Source organism: Bailinhaonella thermotolerans (genome assembly GCF_003594875.1).
GTDB lineage: Bacteria > Actinomycetota > Actinomycetes > Streptosporangiales > Streptosporangiaceae > Bailinhaonella > Bailinhaonella thermotolerans.
Window position 1 is genome coordinate 80,842 of record NZ_QZEY01000004.1, and the last position, 16,325, is coordinate 97,166.

At 75.3% G+C, this 16,325-nt stretch carries 12 protein-coding genes; 6 read left to right on the forward strand and 6 right to left on the reverse strand.

The window, feature by feature from the left end:
• Positions 1-223 precede the first annotated feature (223 nt).
• Complete coding sequence (locus D5H75_RS12955) at positions 224-2,869, reverse strand: tetratricopeptide repeat protein (protein ID WP_119926689.1); 2,646 nt, start codon at positions 2,867-2,869, stop codon at positions 224-226.
• Positions 2,870-3,284: 415 nt separating this feature from the next.
• Here D5H75_RS12955 and D5H75_RS12960 point away from each other — a divergent pair, with 415 nt between their 5' ends.
• The gene (locus tag D5H75_RS12960) at positions 3,285-5,120 is read left to right on the forward strand and encodes an ABC transporter ATP-binding protein (protein ID WP_119926690.1); all 1,836 of its coding nucleotides are present in this window, start codon (positions 3,285-3,287) and stop codon (positions 5,118-5,120) included.
• A 136-nt stretch (positions 5,121-5,256) separates the two neighbouring features.
• Here the strand turns inward: D5H75_RS12960 and D5H75_RS12965 are convergent, their stop codons facing one another.
• Positions 5,257-6,165 (reverse strand): dihydrodipicolinate synthase family protein, encoded by a 909-nt coding sequence (locus D5H75_RS12965; RefSeq protein WP_119926691.1) that lies wholly within the window; start codon positions 6,163-6,165, stop codon positions 5,257-5,259.
• A gap of 71 nt (positions 6,166-6,236) precedes the next feature.
• On the opposite strand from D5H75_RS12965, the gene D5H75_RS12970 reads away from it, so the two are divergent.
• The 4 genes from D5H75_RS12970 (at position 6,237) to D5H75_RS12985 (ending at position 10,758) form a co-directional block, all read left to right on the forward strand.
• Positions 6,237-7,304: a LysR family transcriptional regulator gene (locus tag D5H75_RS12970; RefSeq protein ID WP_119926692.1), complete on the forward strand. Its 1,068-nt coding sequence runs from the start codon at positions 6,237-6,239 to the stop codon at positions 7,302-7,304.
• Positions 7,305-7,633: 329 nt separating this feature from the next.
• Entirely contained in the window at positions 7,634-8,914 is a 1,281-nt protein-coding gene (locus D5H75_RS12975; RefSeq protein ID WP_119926693.1) for an ABC transporter substrate-binding protein, read from the forward strand.
• An 84-nt stretch (positions 8,915-8,998) separates the two neighbouring features.
• Positions 8,999-9,886 carry a carbohydrate ABC transporter permease gene (locus tag D5H75_RS12980; protein ID WP_242454205.1) on the forward strand — a complete coding sequence of 296 codons (888 nt, stop codon included), beginning with the start codon at positions 8,999-9,001 and terminating at the stop codon, positions 9,884-9,886.
• A complete protein-coding gene (locus D5H75_RS12985) occupies positions 9,883-10,758 on the forward strand; it encodes a carbohydrate ABC transporter permease (RefSeq protein WP_119926694.1) in 876 nt (291 codons plus the stop codon). Before D5H75_RS12980 ends, D5H75_RS12985 begins: the two co-directional genes overlap by 4 nt.
• 137 nt (positions 10,759-10,895) lie before the next feature.
• On the opposite strand, the gene D5H75_RS12990 is transcribed toward D5H75_RS12985, so the two are convergent.
• Positions 10,896-11,903: a LacI family DNA-binding transcriptional regulator gene (locus D5H75_RS12990; RefSeq protein WP_242454206.1), complete on the reverse strand. Its 1,008-nt coding sequence runs from the start codon at positions 11,901-11,903 to the stop codon at positions 10,896-10,898.
• Between the two features lie 104 nt (positions 11,904-12,007).
• On the opposite strand from D5H75_RS12990, the gene D5H75_RS12995 reads away from it, so the two are divergent.
• Complete coding sequence (locus D5H75_RS12995; RefSeq protein ID WP_119926696.1) at positions 12,008-12,442, forward strand: DUF6624 domain-containing protein; 435 nt, start codon at positions 12,008-12,010, stop codon at positions 12,440-12,442.
• 461 nt (positions 12,443-12,903) lie between these two features.
• Here the strand turns inward: D5H75_RS12995 and D5H75_RS13000 are convergent, their stop codons facing one another.
• Genes D5H75_RS13000 through D5H75_RS13010 form a run of 3 tightly spaced genes read right to left on the reverse strand, consistent with a single transcriptional unit; the run spans position 12,904 to position 16,119 of the window.
• A complete protein-coding gene (locus D5H75_RS13000) occupies positions 12,904-13,677 on the reverse strand; it encodes an IclR family transcriptional regulator (protein ID WP_119926697.1) in 774 nt (257 codons plus the stop codon).
• Positions 13,658-14,965, reverse strand: a complete 1,308-nt coding sequence (pcaDC, locus tag D5H75_RS42950; RefSeq protein WP_119926698.1) for a bifunctional 3-oxoadipate enol-lactonase/4-carboxymuconolactone decarboxylase PcaDC — start codon at positions 14,963-14,965, stop codon at positions 13,658-13,660. The genes D5H75_RS13000 and pcaDC overlap by 20 nt, the downstream gene beginning before the upstream one ends.
• Complete coding sequence (locus D5H75_RS13010) at positions 14,962-16,119, reverse strand: lyase family protein (protein ID WP_119926699.1); 1,158 nt, start codon at positions 16,117-16,119, stop codon at positions 14,962-14,964. The genes pcaDC and D5H75_RS13010 overlap by 4 nt, the downstream gene beginning before the upstream one ends.
• Positions 16,120-16,325: the final 206 nt, after the last annotated feature.

A 16,325-nucleotide genomic window follows, 5' to 3' on the forward strand; every position in this document is an offset into this window, starting at 1 on the left:
GGAGGCGGGGCGGGGCGGGGTGGCGGGTCGCGTGCCCCCGGCCTCGGCCGCCACCCCTCCGAGGCGGCGTCGGCGTGGGGGCACGCGACACTCGTGGCGTCGGCCGGCACCCCTCCAGATCCGGCCGATCACCATCCACGCTAGGGGGCGGACCCGGGGCCGCACATGCGTCATCTTGCCCATACCGATGACCATTGCGAGCCCGCGCGGGGTGTGTAGACGGTCAGCGCGGGCGGGTCTCGGCGAGGCCGCGCTCGACGGCCCACGCGGCGACCTGGGTGCGGGAGGAGAAGCCCAGCTTGGCCAGGATGTTGGCGACGTGCCGGGCGGCGGTGGCCGGGCTGATCACGAGTTCGTCGGCGATCGCCCGGTTGGACAGCCCCCGGGCGACCAGCGCGACCAGTTCCAGTTCGCGGGGCGTGAGCGTGCTCTCCGGCGCGGACGGCACCACGCGCGGCCGGGGCACGTCCGCCGGGCCGGCCGCGTCCGGGCCGTTCGCGCCCCGCGCCGTGCCGCTCCCGCCTCCCGCCGTGCCGCTCCCGCCTTTCGCCGTGCCGCTCGCGGGTCCCGTCGCGCCGGGTGAGGCCGGAGGCGCGGCGGCGTCCGCCGCGGGGGAAGCGTCCCGCGCGGCGTGCGCGGCCACCTCCGGGGCGGGTTCGAGCGCGTGGTCGATGGCCTGGTCCGCGGTCATGGCCTGGCCCTCGGCCCACAGGGTCGCCACCACGGCCTCGCCGAGGCGGGCGCGGGCCGGCGCGAGCATGTTCTCCACCCGGGCCCCCGCCCCCGAGGACGGCGCGCTCCCCGCCGCCCGGCGCAGGGCCGAGGAGGCCGCGGCCAGCCGCACCGACCGCCGGTGGTCGCCCTCGGCGCACGCGAGCAGGGCGAACGCCTCCAGCCGCCGGGCCACCCCCAGCCGCTGGCCGGTGTCGCGGCTCAGCCGCAGGCTCTCGCCCAGCCGCGCCCGGGCCTCGGCGAAGTCGCCGCGCTCGGTCGCGATCTTGCCGAGGCCGGCCAGGCAGCGGACGACCTCCGAGCGCGCGTCCACGCCCTCCAGCAGCCTCAGCGCGGTCTCGTAGTGCTCCCGCGCCGCCTCCAGCGAGCCGCGCGCGTGCGCCGTCTGCGCCAGCCCGATCAGCGACAACGCCATCGCGTAGTGGTTGCGGCAGTCGCTCATCAGGCCGTACACCGTCTCGAACGTCCGCTGCGCCTCGCGGTGGCGTCCCGCGAACAGCGCCAGGCTTCCCCGCGCCCCCAGCACGATCCCCTCGATCCACCTGTCGCCGAGGTCGCGCGCCAGCCGTACGGCCTCGTCCAGGCCGGGGCCGAAGCGGGCGGGGTCCACCATGGCCAGGTGGACCGCGGCGTTCGCCTGGCCGGGCCGGTTGCCGGAGGCGCGGCACAGGGCGGCGGCCGCCTCGCCGTACTCCAGGGCGCGGGAGTGCTCGCCCTGGGCCAGGGCCAGCGCGCCCCGCATCACGAGGGCGTCGCCGCGCAGGCAGGGGGGCACGTCGGCGGCGTCGGCCGCGAGCAGGCGGTCGAGCCACTCGACGGCCTTGTCATAGCGGCCGGAGGCGAGGAGCGGGCGGTGCATGACGACGAGCATGCGCAGCGCGCGCACCACCTCGCCCGCCTCCCACGACCGCGCCACCGCGGCCCAGTAGTCGGCCATCGCGGCGTCCATGAGCGCGAGCCGGCGGCGCACCTCGGGCCAGGACCGCCCCGGCTCCGGCGTGAGCATGCGCCGGGTCAGCTCGGCCTGGCGCGACATGTGCTCGGCGTGCCTGCGGCACACCGCCTCGCGCTCCCCGGAGGCCGAAAGCCGCTCGGCGGCGTATTCGCGGATCGTCTCCAGCATGCGGTACCGGGCCTCCCCGGCGACCTCTCCGTCAACGGTGACCAGCGACTTGTCCACCAGGTCGCGCAGCAGCCCGAGCACGTCCTCGGTCCACAGGCCCTGCCCGCCGCAGACCGCCTCGGCCATCTCCAGCGTCCACCCGCCCGTGAACACCGCCAGCCGGTGCAGCAGCGTGCGCTGCCCGTCCCCGAGCAGTTCGTAGCTCCAGTCCACCGTCGCCCGCAGCGTGCGCTGGCGCGCGGGCGCGGTCCGGTCGCCGCCGGACAGCAGCCGGAACCGGTCGTCCATGCGGGTCACGATCTGCTCGATCGACAGCACCCGGGTCATCGCCGCCGCCAGCTCGATCGCCAGCGGCATCCCGTCGAGCATGCGGCACAGCCGTACGACGGGGTCCAGGTCGGTCACGGCGAACCCGGGCCGCTCGGCGCAGGCGCGCTCGACGAACAGGCGCACGGCCTCGCACTCGGCGGGATCCTCGCCGGGCCGGGGGAGCGCGAGCGGCGGCACCCGCCAGATCGTCTCGCCGGGCACGCGCAGCGGCTCGCGCCCGGTGGCCAGGATCCGCAGCCGGGGGCACGCGGCGAGGACGTGCCCGGCGAACGCCGCGCACTCCTCGATCGCCGACTCGCAGTTGTCCAGGACCAGCAGCATCCGCCGGCGGCCCACCGCGTCCGCCAGCGTGTCGGGCATCCGGCGGCCCGGCTCCTCCAGCACCCCGAGCACGCGGGCCACCCGCCCGGTGACCGAGCACTCCCGCCCGGCCTGCGTGCCCGCGGGACGCCGCGGCCCGGTCAGCTCGGTCAGCTCGGTCAGCTCCACCAGCCGGACCCCGTCGGGGAACTCCGGCGCCAGCGCGGCGGCGACCCGCGAGGCCAGCCGGCTCTTCCCGATGCCGCCCGGCCCGGCCAGCGTCACGAGCCGGGTGGCCGTCACCAGTCGCGTCAGTTCGTGCACGTCGGCCTGGCGGCCCACGAAGCTGTCGAGTTCCACGGGGAGGTTGTGCGCGGCTTCCATCGACCCTCACGGAGGTTCCGCCCGATGTCACGGTAAGTGTGGCACCGATTACCCATCCCGTCCCGGCCGTGACCCAAATCGGCTGGCCGGTCGGCGCGGGCGGGACCTCCGCCCCGCCCCGCCCCGCCTCGCCGAGGCGCACGCCCCCGGCCGTACGGCCTGAGCCCGCGCCGCCCAGGCCGCCCAGGCCGCACGGGTCGGGCGGGTCGGGCGGGTTCGTGGCGGTATGGGGTCGGCGGGGCGGAGAGGCGGGCGGACGGAGGGCCCGCGGGCGCAGACAGGGGGGACGCGTCTGGGTGAGACTGCTGGGATGGGAGCCCCAGCGGAACGTCCGGCGGAAGGTCGCGGGGAAGCGGCGGAGACGACGTCCGGGAAGGCGGCGGAGGCGCCGGGGGAGGAGACGGGCCTCCCCGAGATGGCGGTGCAGCCCTGGCTGGCCCACTCGGGGGAACTGGCCGGGACCGGGTTCCGGGCCATGGCGCGGCGGCTGCCGGCGCTGGTGGCGCAGGCGGTGCGGCTGGCCTGGCGGGCCAGTCCCCGGGACACGCTGCTGACGATCGGGCTGAACGTCGGGGCGGGCGTCTTCACGGCGTTCGGGCTGCTGGCGACCACCGGCGTGCTGGAGGCGCTGTTCTCGGCCGGGCCGACGCCGGACCGGGTGCGGGCGGCGCTCCCGTCGCTGGTGCTCGTGGGCGCGGCGGCGGTGCTGCGGACCGGGCTCCAGGCGGGAGCCGGTTGGGCGCAGTCGCGGCTGGAGCCGCAGGTGCAGCGGGAGGCGGAGGAACAGCTCTTCGCCCTGACGACGCGGGTGGACCTGGCCTCGTTCGACGACTCGGACTTCCACGACGCGATGCAGCGGGCGCGGGACCGCGGGACGCTCGCCGCGATGCTGGTCGTGGACGCCACGATCGACGCGCTGACCGGGCTGGTCGGGCTGGTCGCGGCGGCCGGGGTGCTCGGCGTGCTGCACCCGGTGCTGCTGCCGCTGCTGGTCCTCGCCGTGGTCCCGGACGCGTGGGCGGCGGTCAGGGCGGCGCGGATGCGCTACGAGATGATGTACGCCCTCGTGCCCGCGCGCCGCCGCAAGTGGATCCTCGGCGACCTCATGGCCGAGCGCGAGCCCGCCGCCGACGTCCGGTCGTACACCATGCGCGGGTTCCTGCTGGAGCAGTTCGGGCGGGTGGCGCGGGCCGAGACCGACGTGCACATGACGCTGGCGCGGCGGCAGGCGTTCACCCGGGTGACCGGCGAGGCGCTGGGCGGCGTCGGGACCGGGCTCGTCTACGTCGCGCTGGGCCTGCTGCTGGCGGCGGGGGCCGTGCCGCTCGCGGTCGCCGGCACCGCCGTGCTCGCGATCAGGACCGGCCAGACGTCGCTGTCGAGCCTGATGTACGCGGTGAACCGGTGCTACGAGGAGGGCCTGTACTTCACCGACTACCTGGACTTCACCGACGAGGCGCGCCGCCGTACGGCCGGGGGGCGGGAGCGGCCCGCGCCGGAGGACTTCGAGCGGATCACGGTGCGGAAGGTGACGTTCACCTACCCGGGCGGTGACAAGCCGGCGCTGCGGGAGGTGTCCGCCGAGATCCGCAAGGGCGAGGTGATCGCGCTGGTGGGCGAGAACGGCTCCGGCAAGACCACGCTGGCCAAGATCCTCGCGGGGCTCTACGGACCGGACTCGGGCACGGTGTGCTGGGACGGCACCGACCTGCGCGAGGTGGACCCGGTGACGCTGCGGGAGCGGATCGCGGTGATCGCCCAGGACCACACGCGCTGGCCGCTGACCGCCCGGCACAACATCACGATGGGGTCCGAGCACGGCTCGCTCGCGGAGGCCGCGTCGGTGGCCGGCGCCGACGAGGTGATCGAGGAACTGCCGTACGGCTACGCGACGCTGCTCGACCGCCGCTTCAAGGACGGGCAGGAGCTGTCGGGCGGGCAGTGGCAGCGCATCGCCGTCGCGCGCGGCTTCTACCGCGACGCCCGGCTCCTCATCTGCGACGAGCCCACGGCCGCCCTCGACGCGCGCGCCGAGCACGCCCTGTTCGAGCGGGTCCGCGCGCACGCCGACGGCCGCACCGTCCTGCTGATCACCCACCGGCTGGCCAGCGTCCGCTACGCCGACCGCATCTACGTCCTCGACCACGGCCGCGTGGCCGAGGAGGGCACCCACGCCGAGCTGATCGCGGCCGACGGGCTCTACGCCGACCTCTACAACCTCCAGGCCCGCGCCTACTCCGGCACCCCCTGACCGGCCCGGCCGCCGGGGGCCCGGGCGGAGACCCGGGCCGGGCCGGACGACCACGGGAGCCGGGCCGGACGACCACGGAGCCGGGTCATGCGACGGCGGGCCCGGATCAGGCGGGGCGGGGTCAGGCGGGGCGGGGTCAGGCGACGGACGAGGCCGGGTCGAGGGCGGTGAGGTGGCGCAGGGCGGCGGCCACGGAGTCCGGATGGGCCGGGAGGAGGGGGAGGCGTACGTCCGGGGTGGGGATGCGCCCCTCGGCGTGCAGGACGCCCTTGATCACGGTCGGGTTGGGCTCGGCGAACGCGGCGGCGGCCAGCCGGGTCAGCGCGTTCCCGAGGCGGCGGGCACGCTCGGCGTCGCCGTCCCGCCACGCCCCGGCCAGGTCGGCGAACGCCCCGGGCCGCAGGTTGGCGGTGGCCAGGACGGCGCCGGGCGCCCCGAGGGCGAGCATCGCGGGCGCGAAGGCGTCGTCCCCGGCCAGTACGGCGAAGCCGGTCGGCGGGTCCGCGAGCAGGTCCACCGTCGCGGGGCCGAGGACGCCGGGGGAGTGCTTGACGCCGGCGATCCCGGGGATGGCCGCGATCCGCCGTACGGTCCCGGCCGACAGGGGGCGGGCGGTGCGGTGGGGGATGTCGTAGAAGACGATCGGCACGGGGGAGCGAGCGGCCAGGCGGGCGAAGTGCGCGATCACGCCCTCCTCGCTCGGCTTGGTGAAGTACGGCACGGTGACCAGGGCGAACGCGGCCTCGGGGGTGAGCCTCGCCAGCGCCTCCGCGGTCGCGCGCGTGTCGTTGCCGGGCACGCCGGCGATCAGCGGGGCGCCGTGGTCCCGGCACGCGCGGGCGCAGACGGCCGTCACCGCCTCCCGCTCGGCCTCGTCCAGGGCGGCCGCCTCGGCGGTCGTCCCCAGCGCGACCAGGCCCCGGGCGCCGGCGGCCAGGGTGTCGCGGGCGAGGCGGTCGAGGTGGTCCAGCGCCACCGTGCCGTCCTCGGCGAAAGGGGTGATGAGCGGCACGAATACGCCGTTCAGGTGGTTCGTCGTGGTCATGTCCCCAGCGTGGCCGAGGGCGATGGTTCAGGTCCAGTTCGCGTTTGTTGGGTTGAGCGTAAGCTGAACTGATGCTCGACGTACGACGCCTCCGTCTCCTGCGCGAACTCGCCCACCGGGGCACGATCGCGGCCGTCGCCGAGGCCCTGGCGTACACCCCCTCGGCGGTGTCCCAGCAGCTCGCGGTGCTGGAGACCGAGGCCGGGGTCCCTCTGCTCGAACGCACGGGGCGCCGGGTCACGCTCACCCCCGCCGCGCTCACGCTCGTGGACCACGCGGAGGCCGTGCTCGAACGCCTGGAACGCGCCGAGGCCGATCTCGCCGGAGCCCGCCGGGGCCCCGCCGGGCCGCTGCGGGTCGGCACGTTCCCCTCGGCCGCCCGCGCGATCCTGCCCGCCGCCCTGGCCGCGCTGGCCGCCGCGCACCCCGCCCTGGAGCCCCTGGTCGAGGAGGTCGATCCGGCGGCCGTCGCCGACCGCCTCCGCGCGGGCGAACTCGACGTCGCCCTCATCCACCACTACGACTTCGTCCCGCGCGCCCCCGTCCCCGGCCTGGCCTCCGCCCCCCTCCTCACCGAACCCCTCTACCTCGCCACCCCCGCGGGGGAGGTCTCCGCCGACCCGGCCTCCGTCGAGGCGGTCCCGGCCCCGGCCGCGCCGGCCTCCGGCGGGGAGGTCCTCGCCGGGGAGGTCTCCGCCGACGCGGTTCCCGGCCCCGGGGGGACCGGCGAGCGGGCGCCGGGGGACGGCGGGCCGCTCCCGGGCCGGGGCGGGGAGGCGCTGCGGGCCTGCCGGGACGCGCCGTGGATCCTGGCCGTGCCGGGGACGCTGTGCCACGCGATGACCGTCCGCGCCTGCGAGGCCGCCGGCTTCACCCCGCGCGCCCGGCACCACGTGGACGATTTCGACACCGTGCTCGCCCTGGTCTCCGTGCGGCAGGGCGTGGCCCTGGTCCCGGAACTCGCGATCGCCGCCGCCCCCGCGAACGTCACGCTGCGCCGCCTGCCGTTGCACCGCCGCACCGAGATCGCCCACCGCGACGGCGCCGCCCGCCACCCCGCCGTCGCCGCCTTCTCGGCCGCCCTCCGCGCCGCCGTGCCTCCCGCCCTCCTCACGCCGGCCCTCCCCGCGCCCGCCTGACCGCCCCGCCCGCTCCCGCGAGGCGCCCGGCCCGCCCGGGGCCGCGGGCCCCCGGTCGTCCTCGCGTCCGGGGCCGGGGGCCGTACGGTGATCAGGAAGGTGGGGCCGCGGGCCGTACGGGTGATCAGGAAGGTGGGGCCGCGGCGCGTACGGGTGACCGGGACGGCGCGGTCGCGCGGGCCGGGGCGGAGGAGGGCACAGATGCCGAGACGTTATCCGCTCGCGTCTTGACCGGCCGGGGGACGCATGGGTTCCATGATTTGAGCTGACAACGTTGTCAGCATGGCTCGGGGGTCCAGGGAGCAGGGTTGGCTCGAAGGGACGTGCCGATGCGACGAGGCTGGACTGCTGCCGTCGCGGTGAGCCTGGCCGGGTTGCTGGCCGTCACCGCGTGCGGAGGCGGCGGAGGCGAGCAGGGCGGGGACGGGAAGCAGGCGGCGACGAAGGTCGAGGTCTTCTCCTGGTGGACCGGCGGCGGTGAGGCCAAGGGCCTGGAGGCCATGGTCGCCGACTTCAAGAAGAAGCAACCGGGGATCGAGTTCGTGAACGCGGCCGTCGCGGGCGGCTCGGGCACCCAGGCCAAGGCGGTGCTGGCGTCGCGGCTCCAGGCGAACCAGCCGCCGGACTCCTTCCAGGGGCACGCGGGCGCGGAGCTGCTGGGGTACATCAAGGCCGGTCAGCTCGAACCGCTGAACTCCTTCTACGACGAGCAGAAGCTGCGCGAGGCGTTCCCGCAGCAGCTCATCGAGCAGATCACCTACCAGGGCAACATCTACTCGGTGCCGGTGAACATCCACCGGTCGAACGTGCTGTGGTACAGCCCCGCCGTGCTCAAGGAGGCCGGGCTGAGCGGGGCGCCGAAGACGATCGAGGAGTTCATCGCGGCGCTGAAGACGGTCAAGGAGAAGACCAAGAAGATCCCGCTGTCGCTGGGCGCGCAGTGGACCGCCGACCACCTGCTGGAGAGCGTCCTGCTCGGCACGCTCGGCGTGGACGCCTACAACGCGCTGTGGACGGCGAACGCCGACTGGTCCGGCCCGCAGGTGACCAAGGCGCTGGAGAACTTCAAGACCATCCTCGGCTACACCCAGCAGGAGGCCGCCTCCACCGACTGGCAGGTCGCGGCCAAGAACGTCGTGGACGGCAAGGCGGCGTTCAACATCATGGGCGACTGGGCGGCCGGGTACTTCAAGGAGCTGGGCAAGCAGCCCAAGCAGGACTACGACTGGGCGGCCTCGCCCGGCACCGACGGCGTCTACATGTGGCTGTCGGACAGCTTCACCCTCCCCAAGAACGCCCCGCACCGGGCGGCCGCCGTGGAGTGGCTGAAGATCTGCGCGAGCAAGGAGGGGCAGGACCTCTTCAACCCGGCGAAGGGCTCGATCCCCGCGCGCAAGGACGCCGACAGGTCGCTCTACAAGGACTACCTGGCCTGGGCCCTGGAGCAGTGGAGCACCAACAAGCTGGCCGGGTCCATGTGGCACGGGGTCACGGTGAACGACCGCTGGCACACCGAGATCGACACGGCGGTGGGCCTGTTCCTGGGCAGCCGTGACGTGCCCAAGCTGCAGCAGGCGCTGGCGGCCGCCGCCAAGAACAGCGGCCAGTAGCCGGCCCGGCCGCGCGCCGGTTCCGCGACGGGGCCGGCGCGCCGCCGTACGACCGGTTGCGCCCGGGGGTGTGAGAGGAGAGGCGTGCGGCGTTATCGCAGGTGGCTACCGGGTCTGGTGCTCCTGGCGCCGTCGATGATCGCGATCGCGGTCTTCGTCTACGGGCTGATCGGCTGGAACTTCAAGCTCGCGATGAGCGACCAGCACGACCAGGTCACCGCCGGGAAGTTCGTGGGGCTGGAGAACTTCACCGCGCTGTGGGACGACGAGCGCTGGGGGCTGGCCGTACGGCACGCCGTGCTGTTCACGGTGGTGTTCGTGCTGGGCGCGCTGGTCCTGGGGTGGTTCCTGGCGCTGCTGATGGACAAGGGGATCCGCGGCGAGGGCGGGTTCCGGGCGGTCTACCTGTTCCCGATGGCCGTGTCGTTCATCGCGACGGGGATCGTGTGGCGGTGGCTGATGAGCCCGGCGCCGCCCGAGCGCGGGGTCGGGCTGAACCAGCTCTTCGACTCCGTGGGCCTGGGCTTCCTGGCGAACGAGTGGTGGCAGAACCGGTCGTACGGCATGGCGGCGATGGCCCTGCCCGCCATCTGGCAGATGTCCGGATATGTCATGGCTTTGTATCTCGCGGGGTTCCGCGGGGTGCCCGACGAGCTGCGCGAGGCCGCGCGGGTGGACGGGTGCACCGAGTGGAAGGTGTACCGGTACGTCGTCTTCCCGCACCTGCGGCCGGTGACGCTCGCCGCGCTGATCATCCTCGGGCACATCTCGCTCAAGATCTTCGACCTGGTGGTGGCCATCGCGACCAAGCAGATCATCGCGGACGTGCCCGCCGTCTACATGTGGGTGATGACCTTCGACGCGCACGATCCGGCCAAGGGCGCCACGATCGCCGCGTACATGCTGCTCGCGGTCGCCGTGCTCGTCATCCCGTACCTCGTCTGGACCGTCCGCTCGGAGCGCCGCGCATGACCGCCGTCTCCCCGCCGCAGGCCCGGCCCGTCGCCCCGCGCGCCGTGCCGCGTCCCCGCCGCCGCCGTCTCCCGGTGGTGCGGATGACGCTACTGCTGGTGTTCGCCCTGGTCTTCCTGATGCCGGTGTACGTCCTGCTGGTCACCAGCTTCAAGCCGCTGTCGGAGGCCGACCCGAGCCGGGCGTGGCTGCTGCCGGAGGTGTGGACCGCCGAGGGCTGGCGCGCGGCGTGGACGGCGCTCGCGCCCGGGCTGTGGAACAGCGTGCAACTGGCCGTGCCCGGGTCGCTGATCTCGGCCGTGCTCGGGTCGCTGAACGGGTACGTCCTGGCGAAGTGGCGGTTCCCCGGCGCGGACGCGGTGTTCACGCTGTTCCTGTTCGGCATGTTCATCCCGTACCAGGCGGTGATGATCCCGCTGGTCCAGCTCATGACCGCCGCGGACCTGATCGGCGGCATCCCCGGGCTGGTGCTCGCGCACGTGGTCTACGGGCTGCCCATCACGACGCTGATCTTCCGGAACTACTACGTGACGATCCCGGACGAGATGGTCGAGGCCGCGCGCGTGGACGGCGCCGGGATGTTCCGCACCTACCGCTGGGTCGTGCTGCCGCTGTCCGGGCCGGCGTTCGCGGTGGTCCTGATCTGGCAGTTCACCGCGCTGTGGAATGACTTCCTGTTCGCGGTCTTCCTCACCGGGCCGCTGTCCTGGCCGACCACGGTCGCCCTGAACAACATCGCCGGCGCCCAGGTCGTCCCGTACAGCCAGCAGATGGCCGCCGCCCTCCTGGCGTCCCTGCCCACCCTGATCGTCTACGTTCTCCTCGGCCGCTTCTTCATGCGCGGGCTCATGGCGGGCGCGCTCAAGGGCTGACCCGGCCCCGGGGCGGCCCGGCTGGTCCGGATGGCCCGGTTCCGGGGCGGCCTGGGTGGGTCCGGGGTGCCCGGCGCGGTCCGGGTGGCTCCGGGTGGCTCCGGGTGGTCCAGGTGGTCCAGGTGGGTGCGTGACGGTCAGGCGGGCGGGCGTTCGGCGGAGCCGCGGGGGATGAGGCGGGTGGGCAGGACGATCTCGCGGGGGGCGTCCCGGTCGCCCGCGAGTCGGGCGAACAGCAGCCCGGCGGCGGTGTGGCCGAGGCGGACCGGGTCCTGGGCGACGACCGTGACGCCCAGCAGGTCGGCCGGCTCGAAGTCGTCGAACCCGGCGAGGGCGTACCGGCGCGGGCCCAGGGCGCGCAGGGCGGCGATCGTGGCGCGGCCGTTCCCCGTGAAGATCGCGGTGGGCGGGTCGGCGAGGGCCGACATCCGGTCCAGGGCCGCCCGCGCCGCCTCCGTCGTGGTCGCCCCGCTCGCCACCAGGCACGGGTCGTACGGCAGGCCGGCCTCGGCGAGAGCCGTACGGTAGCCGCGGAGCCGCTCGGCCGCCGTGAAGATCGCGGGGGAGTCGCCGAGCCAGGCGATCCGGCGGTGGCCGTACGAGATCAGGTGGGCGGTCCCGGCGCGGGCGCCGCCCCGGTTGTCCACGAGCACGGTGTCGGCGGCGAGGTTCCCGGCGGGCCGGTCGGCGAACACCACGCCCATGCCCGCCGCGAGCTCCGGCCCCAGGTAGGCGTGGTCCTCCCCGGCCGGCACCACGACCAGCCCGTCCACCCGCCGCGCGCAGAACGCCAGCACGAGCTCCCGCTCCCGGACCGGGTCCTCCCCGGACGATCCGGCGAACACCAGCGACCCGTGCCGCCGCGCCACGTCCTCCACCGCCCGGAACAACCCCGAGTAGAACGGGTCCCCCACGTCCTCGATGACCAGCCCGATGCTGGCCGTACGGCCGCTGCGCAGGAGCCGGGCGCCCTCGTTCCTGCGGTACCCCAGCCGCTCGATCGCCTCCCGCACCCGGACCGCCGTCGCCGGGTTCACCCCCGGCTCCTCGTTCACCACCCGCGAGACCGTCTTCAGCGCCACCCCCGCGAGCAGCGCGACGTCCTTCATGGTCGGCCTGCTCCCCGGCCCGTCCCGTCCCCCCATCGCACCTCCCGCGTAGCACCCGCCCAGATCATCACCCAACCCGGAGGCGCAGACAACGTTGTCACCGGCTTGGCGAACCCGGGTGCGCCTGGGAGCGTGAGGGCATGGACGAGGTACTGCGTTCGCAACTCGTGGAGCGGAAGGAGCGGGCCCGCCGCGCCGGCCCGGCCGCCGCCCACGCCACCGCGTCGGACAACGTCGCCTTCCTGCGGGGCGTGCTGCTCGCCCGGGGCTGGCCGCACCGCAGCGTGGTGGGCGAGGACGGAGCCGAGGCGGCCTGGCTCATCGCGCTCAACGCCGACCACGACCCCGAGTTCCAGCGCGCCGCCCTGAGCGAGCTGGAACAGGCCGCCGCGATCGGCGAGGCGTCCCCGGCCCACGTCGCCTACCTGGCCGACCGCGTGGCCGTGAACGAGGGCCTTCCCCAGCGGTACGGCACCAGCCGCACCCCCGAGGGCGTCCCCCACCCCATCGACGACCCCACCCTGGTCGACAAACGCCGCGCCGAGGTGGGCCTGTCCCCCCTGGACCCCGGCTGACCGCCTTCCGGATCCGGGGGCCCGTGGATCGGGGGACTTCGGTCGTACGGCCGGCGCGGGCCCGGGTGGGGAGTCTCTGGTGTCGGCGTGGACCCCTTCGGGCAGTCCGGTGCGGCGGGGAGCGGCCTCGGCTCGCCGGGCTCCGTGGTTCCGGCGCGGGGAGCGAACGCCTCGGGACCGGTGCGGCCCTCCATCGTCCCTTCTGCCACCCCTGTCCCGTCTCCCATGGTCCCCGCGCCGCTCGCGCGCCAGGCTCGCCGTGATCTTGCGATCCCGCACGCCCCTCCCGAATCCCGGCGCCCCGGGTGGCGTCGGCGTGGTGCGGGATCGCAGGATCACGCCGGGGGAGGTGGGCGGGGCGGGGCCAGGTCGGGGCCGGGAGCGGGGCGTGGGCCCGGCGAAGGGGTGGGGTATGGGCGGGGGCCCCGCGAGGGGCCGGGGGCTCCGCGAGGGGGTGGGGGTCAGGGGTGGGTGGAGGTCAGGTCGGACTCTATGGCGGTGGCCGTGCGCAGGAGCGGGGGGAGGAGGGACTCCCGGGTCTGGGCGGGGGTGGTGTGGGTGGCCTGGACGGAGATGTTGACGGCCGCCACCACATTTCCCTCGCGGTCCCGGATGGGGGCGGCTATGGAGCGGAGGCCCTCTTCCAGTTCCTGGTCGACCAGGGCCCAGCCCTGGGCGCGGACGCGGGACAGCTCGGCGCGCAGGGCGGGCTCGGTGGTGATCGTGTGCGGGGTGAGGGGTTCCAGGGTCGTCTTCGCCAGGTGGTCGTCCAGGTCGGCCGGGGGGAGGGACGCCAGGAGGACGCGGCCCATGGAGGTCGCGTAGGCGGGGAACCGGGTGCCGATGCTGATCATGACGCGCATGATCCGCGAGGTGGGGACCCGGGCCACGTAGACCACGTCGGGACCGTCCAGGACCGAGACCGAGGCGGACTCGTGCACCTCGGCGACCAGGGCCTCCAGGTGCGGCTGGGCCACCTCGGGCAGCGACAGGCTGGACAGGTAGGCGAAGCCCAGCTCCAGGACGCGCGGCGTGAGCGCGAACACGCGGCCGTCGGTCCTGACGTACCCGAGCTGGGCCAGGGTGCGCAGGAAGCGGCGCGCGGCGGCCCGGGGCAGCCCCGTCACCCGCGCGACCTCGCTCAGCGTGAGCGTGGGGGAGTCCGCGTCGAACGCGCGGATCACCGCCAGCCCCCGCGCGAGCGACTGCACGAAGTCAGACTGCTCCTCGGCCATCCAGCACCTCCCGCGCGATCGCGAACGCCCGGTTGGCCACCGGCACCCCGGCGTACAGCCCCGTCTGGAGCAGCACCTCCCTGATCTCCGCCGGCGAGACGCCGTTGCGCAGCGCCGCGCGGACGTGCATCGCCAGTTCCCCCTCGTGTCCCAGCGCGGCCAGCAGCGCCAGCGTCACGCAGCTCCGCGTGCGCCGGTCCAGCCCCTCGCGAGCCCAGACCTCCCCCCAGGCGTACCGCGTGACGAAGTCCTGGAAGTCGCCGGTGAACTCCGTCGCCGCCGCCCACGCCCGGTCCACGTGCTCGTCCCCGAGCACCTCCCGCCGCACCCGGTCCCCGGCCGCCCACCGCGGGTCCCCGGCGCTCCGCCCCGCGCCGCCCTCGGTCGCGCCCCGACCCGTGCCGTACGGCCGCGCGCCCGCCGCCCCGGAACCGCTCGGGCTCCCGGGACCGCGCGCGTCACTCGAACCGGCCGCACCGATCGGACCGGCCGAACCGCCGACGTCCCCGGGATCGCCGGGCCCGGGCCGTACGGGCTCGGTGAAGTGGTCCAGCAGGAGGCGGGTGACGAGGTCGGGGCGCTCGACCGCGACGAGGTGGGCGCCCGGGACGATCTCCAGCCGGGCGCCGGGGACGGCGCCGGCGATCATCCGCCCGTGCGGGTCCGCCGGCGTGGACGGGTCGGCGTCGCCCGCGATCACCAGCGTCGGCGCGGCGATCTTGGGGAGGTCGGGGAGCAGGTCCATCCGCTCGATCGCGCCGCAGCACGCCGCGTACCCCTCGTCCGGGGTGTCCGCGAGCATGCCCAGCACCTCGGCCACCCGGTCCGGGCGGAACTCCCGGTAGGCCGCGGTGAACCACCGGCCCGCCGTGGCCGAGGCCAGCGAGGCCGTCCCGCCCTCCCGCACGGCCCGCGCCCGGTCCGCCCACATCTCCGGCGGGCCGAGCCGCGCCGACGTGCACAGTAGCGCGAGCCGGTCCACCCGCTCGGGCGCGTGCGCCGCGATCCACATCGCGACCATGCCGCCCAGCGACAGCCCCGCGTGGTGCGCGCGCACGACGCCCAGCCGGTCCATCAGGTCCAGCACGTCCCGCCCCAGGTCCGCGATCTCGTACGGCCCGGCGGGCACGGGCCGGCTCCCGTGGCCCCGGTGGTCGTACCGCAGGACGCGGAACCGCGGGGTCAGCGCGGGCAGCACGTCGTCCCACATGCGGCGGGTGGTGCCGAGGGAGGACCCGAGGACCACGACGGGAGCGCCGTCCGGGCCGCTGATCTCGTAGTCGATCAAACCGTCTCCTGACGCGAGGCGAGCGCGTTGCCGATGAAGGCGGCGGCCGAGCCGAGGTAGGCCCCCGGGTCCGCGCCGCCGGTGTGCACGTCCGTGATGTTGCCACGCATGCGCGCGGCGTCGATCCGCAGCCCCGCCAGCAGCTCCCGGGCCCAGGCGGCGGCGCTGCCCACGACGCGGAGCAGGTCCGACAGCGGCTCCCACTCGGCGTGCCAGGCCCCGGCCGCGCGCTCGTGCTCCTGGACCATCGCCGACAGCAGCGTGGCGACCAGCCCGGGGGCCCGCTGGGCGCAGGCGGCCACCGCCACCGCGCCCACCGGGTTGCGCTTGTGCGGCATCGCCGAGGACCCGCCGCGACCGTCCCCTGAGGGCTCGGCCACCTCGGCGACCTCGGTCTGCGCCAGCAGCTTCACGTCCAGCGCGATCTTGCCCAGCACCCCGGCGGCCGTCCCCAGGGCCCCGGCCAGCTCCCCGATCCGGGTCCGGTCGGTGTGCCAGGGGAGCGGGGGAGCGGCGAGCCCCAGTTCGGCGGCCAGGAGCGGGACCACCTCGGCGCCCCGGTCCCCGAGCGGCGCGAGCGTGCCGGCGGCCCCGCCGTACTGCACGGCCAGCCGCCGGGCGCGCACCTCGCGCAGGCGCGCGGCGGCCGCGTCGAGCGCGGTGAGCCAGCCCGCGGCCCGGAGCCCGAAGGTCACCGGCACGGCCTGCTGGAGCAGGGTCCGCCCGGCCATCAGCGTGTCCCGGTGCTCGTCCGCGAGCGCGGCGCACCGGCCGGTGGCCGCCGCGAGGTCGTCGAGCAGCGGCCCGAGCGCCCGGAAGGAGACCAGCATCGCGGCGGTGTCGAGGATGTCCTGGCTGGTCGCGCCGTGATGCGCGGCGGGGGCGAGCCTCCGCAGCTCGGCGGCCAGCGGCACGACGGGGTTCCCCGCGCCCGCCGCGGCGGTCCCCAGCCGGGGTTCGAGGCCGGGGTCGGCGCCGAGGCTCCCCACCGCGGCGACCACGTCGTCGGCGTCGGCGGCCGAGATGATCCCGGCGGCGGCCTGGGCGCGGGCCAGCGCGGCCTCGGCGTCGAGCATCGCGCGCAGCCACGCCGCGCCGCCGGTCAGGTCCGCCGCCGCGCCGCGCGCGAAGACCGCTCCGAAGATCGTCTGCATGTTCGCTTTCCGGACAGGTGTTCTTGTCGCGAACATAGCGGGCCTCCGCCGCCCGCTCAAGCACGGCCCTCGCCCTCTTAACTTGAGAATCGCTTTAAATCTGCCCCCGGGTTGGCTCGGTCCAGACAATTGACGAAATGTAGTCAGATGTAATGCTTCCGGATACGCAGGCCTGCGCCAGTTCTCTCGCTCCTCACCCCCAAGGA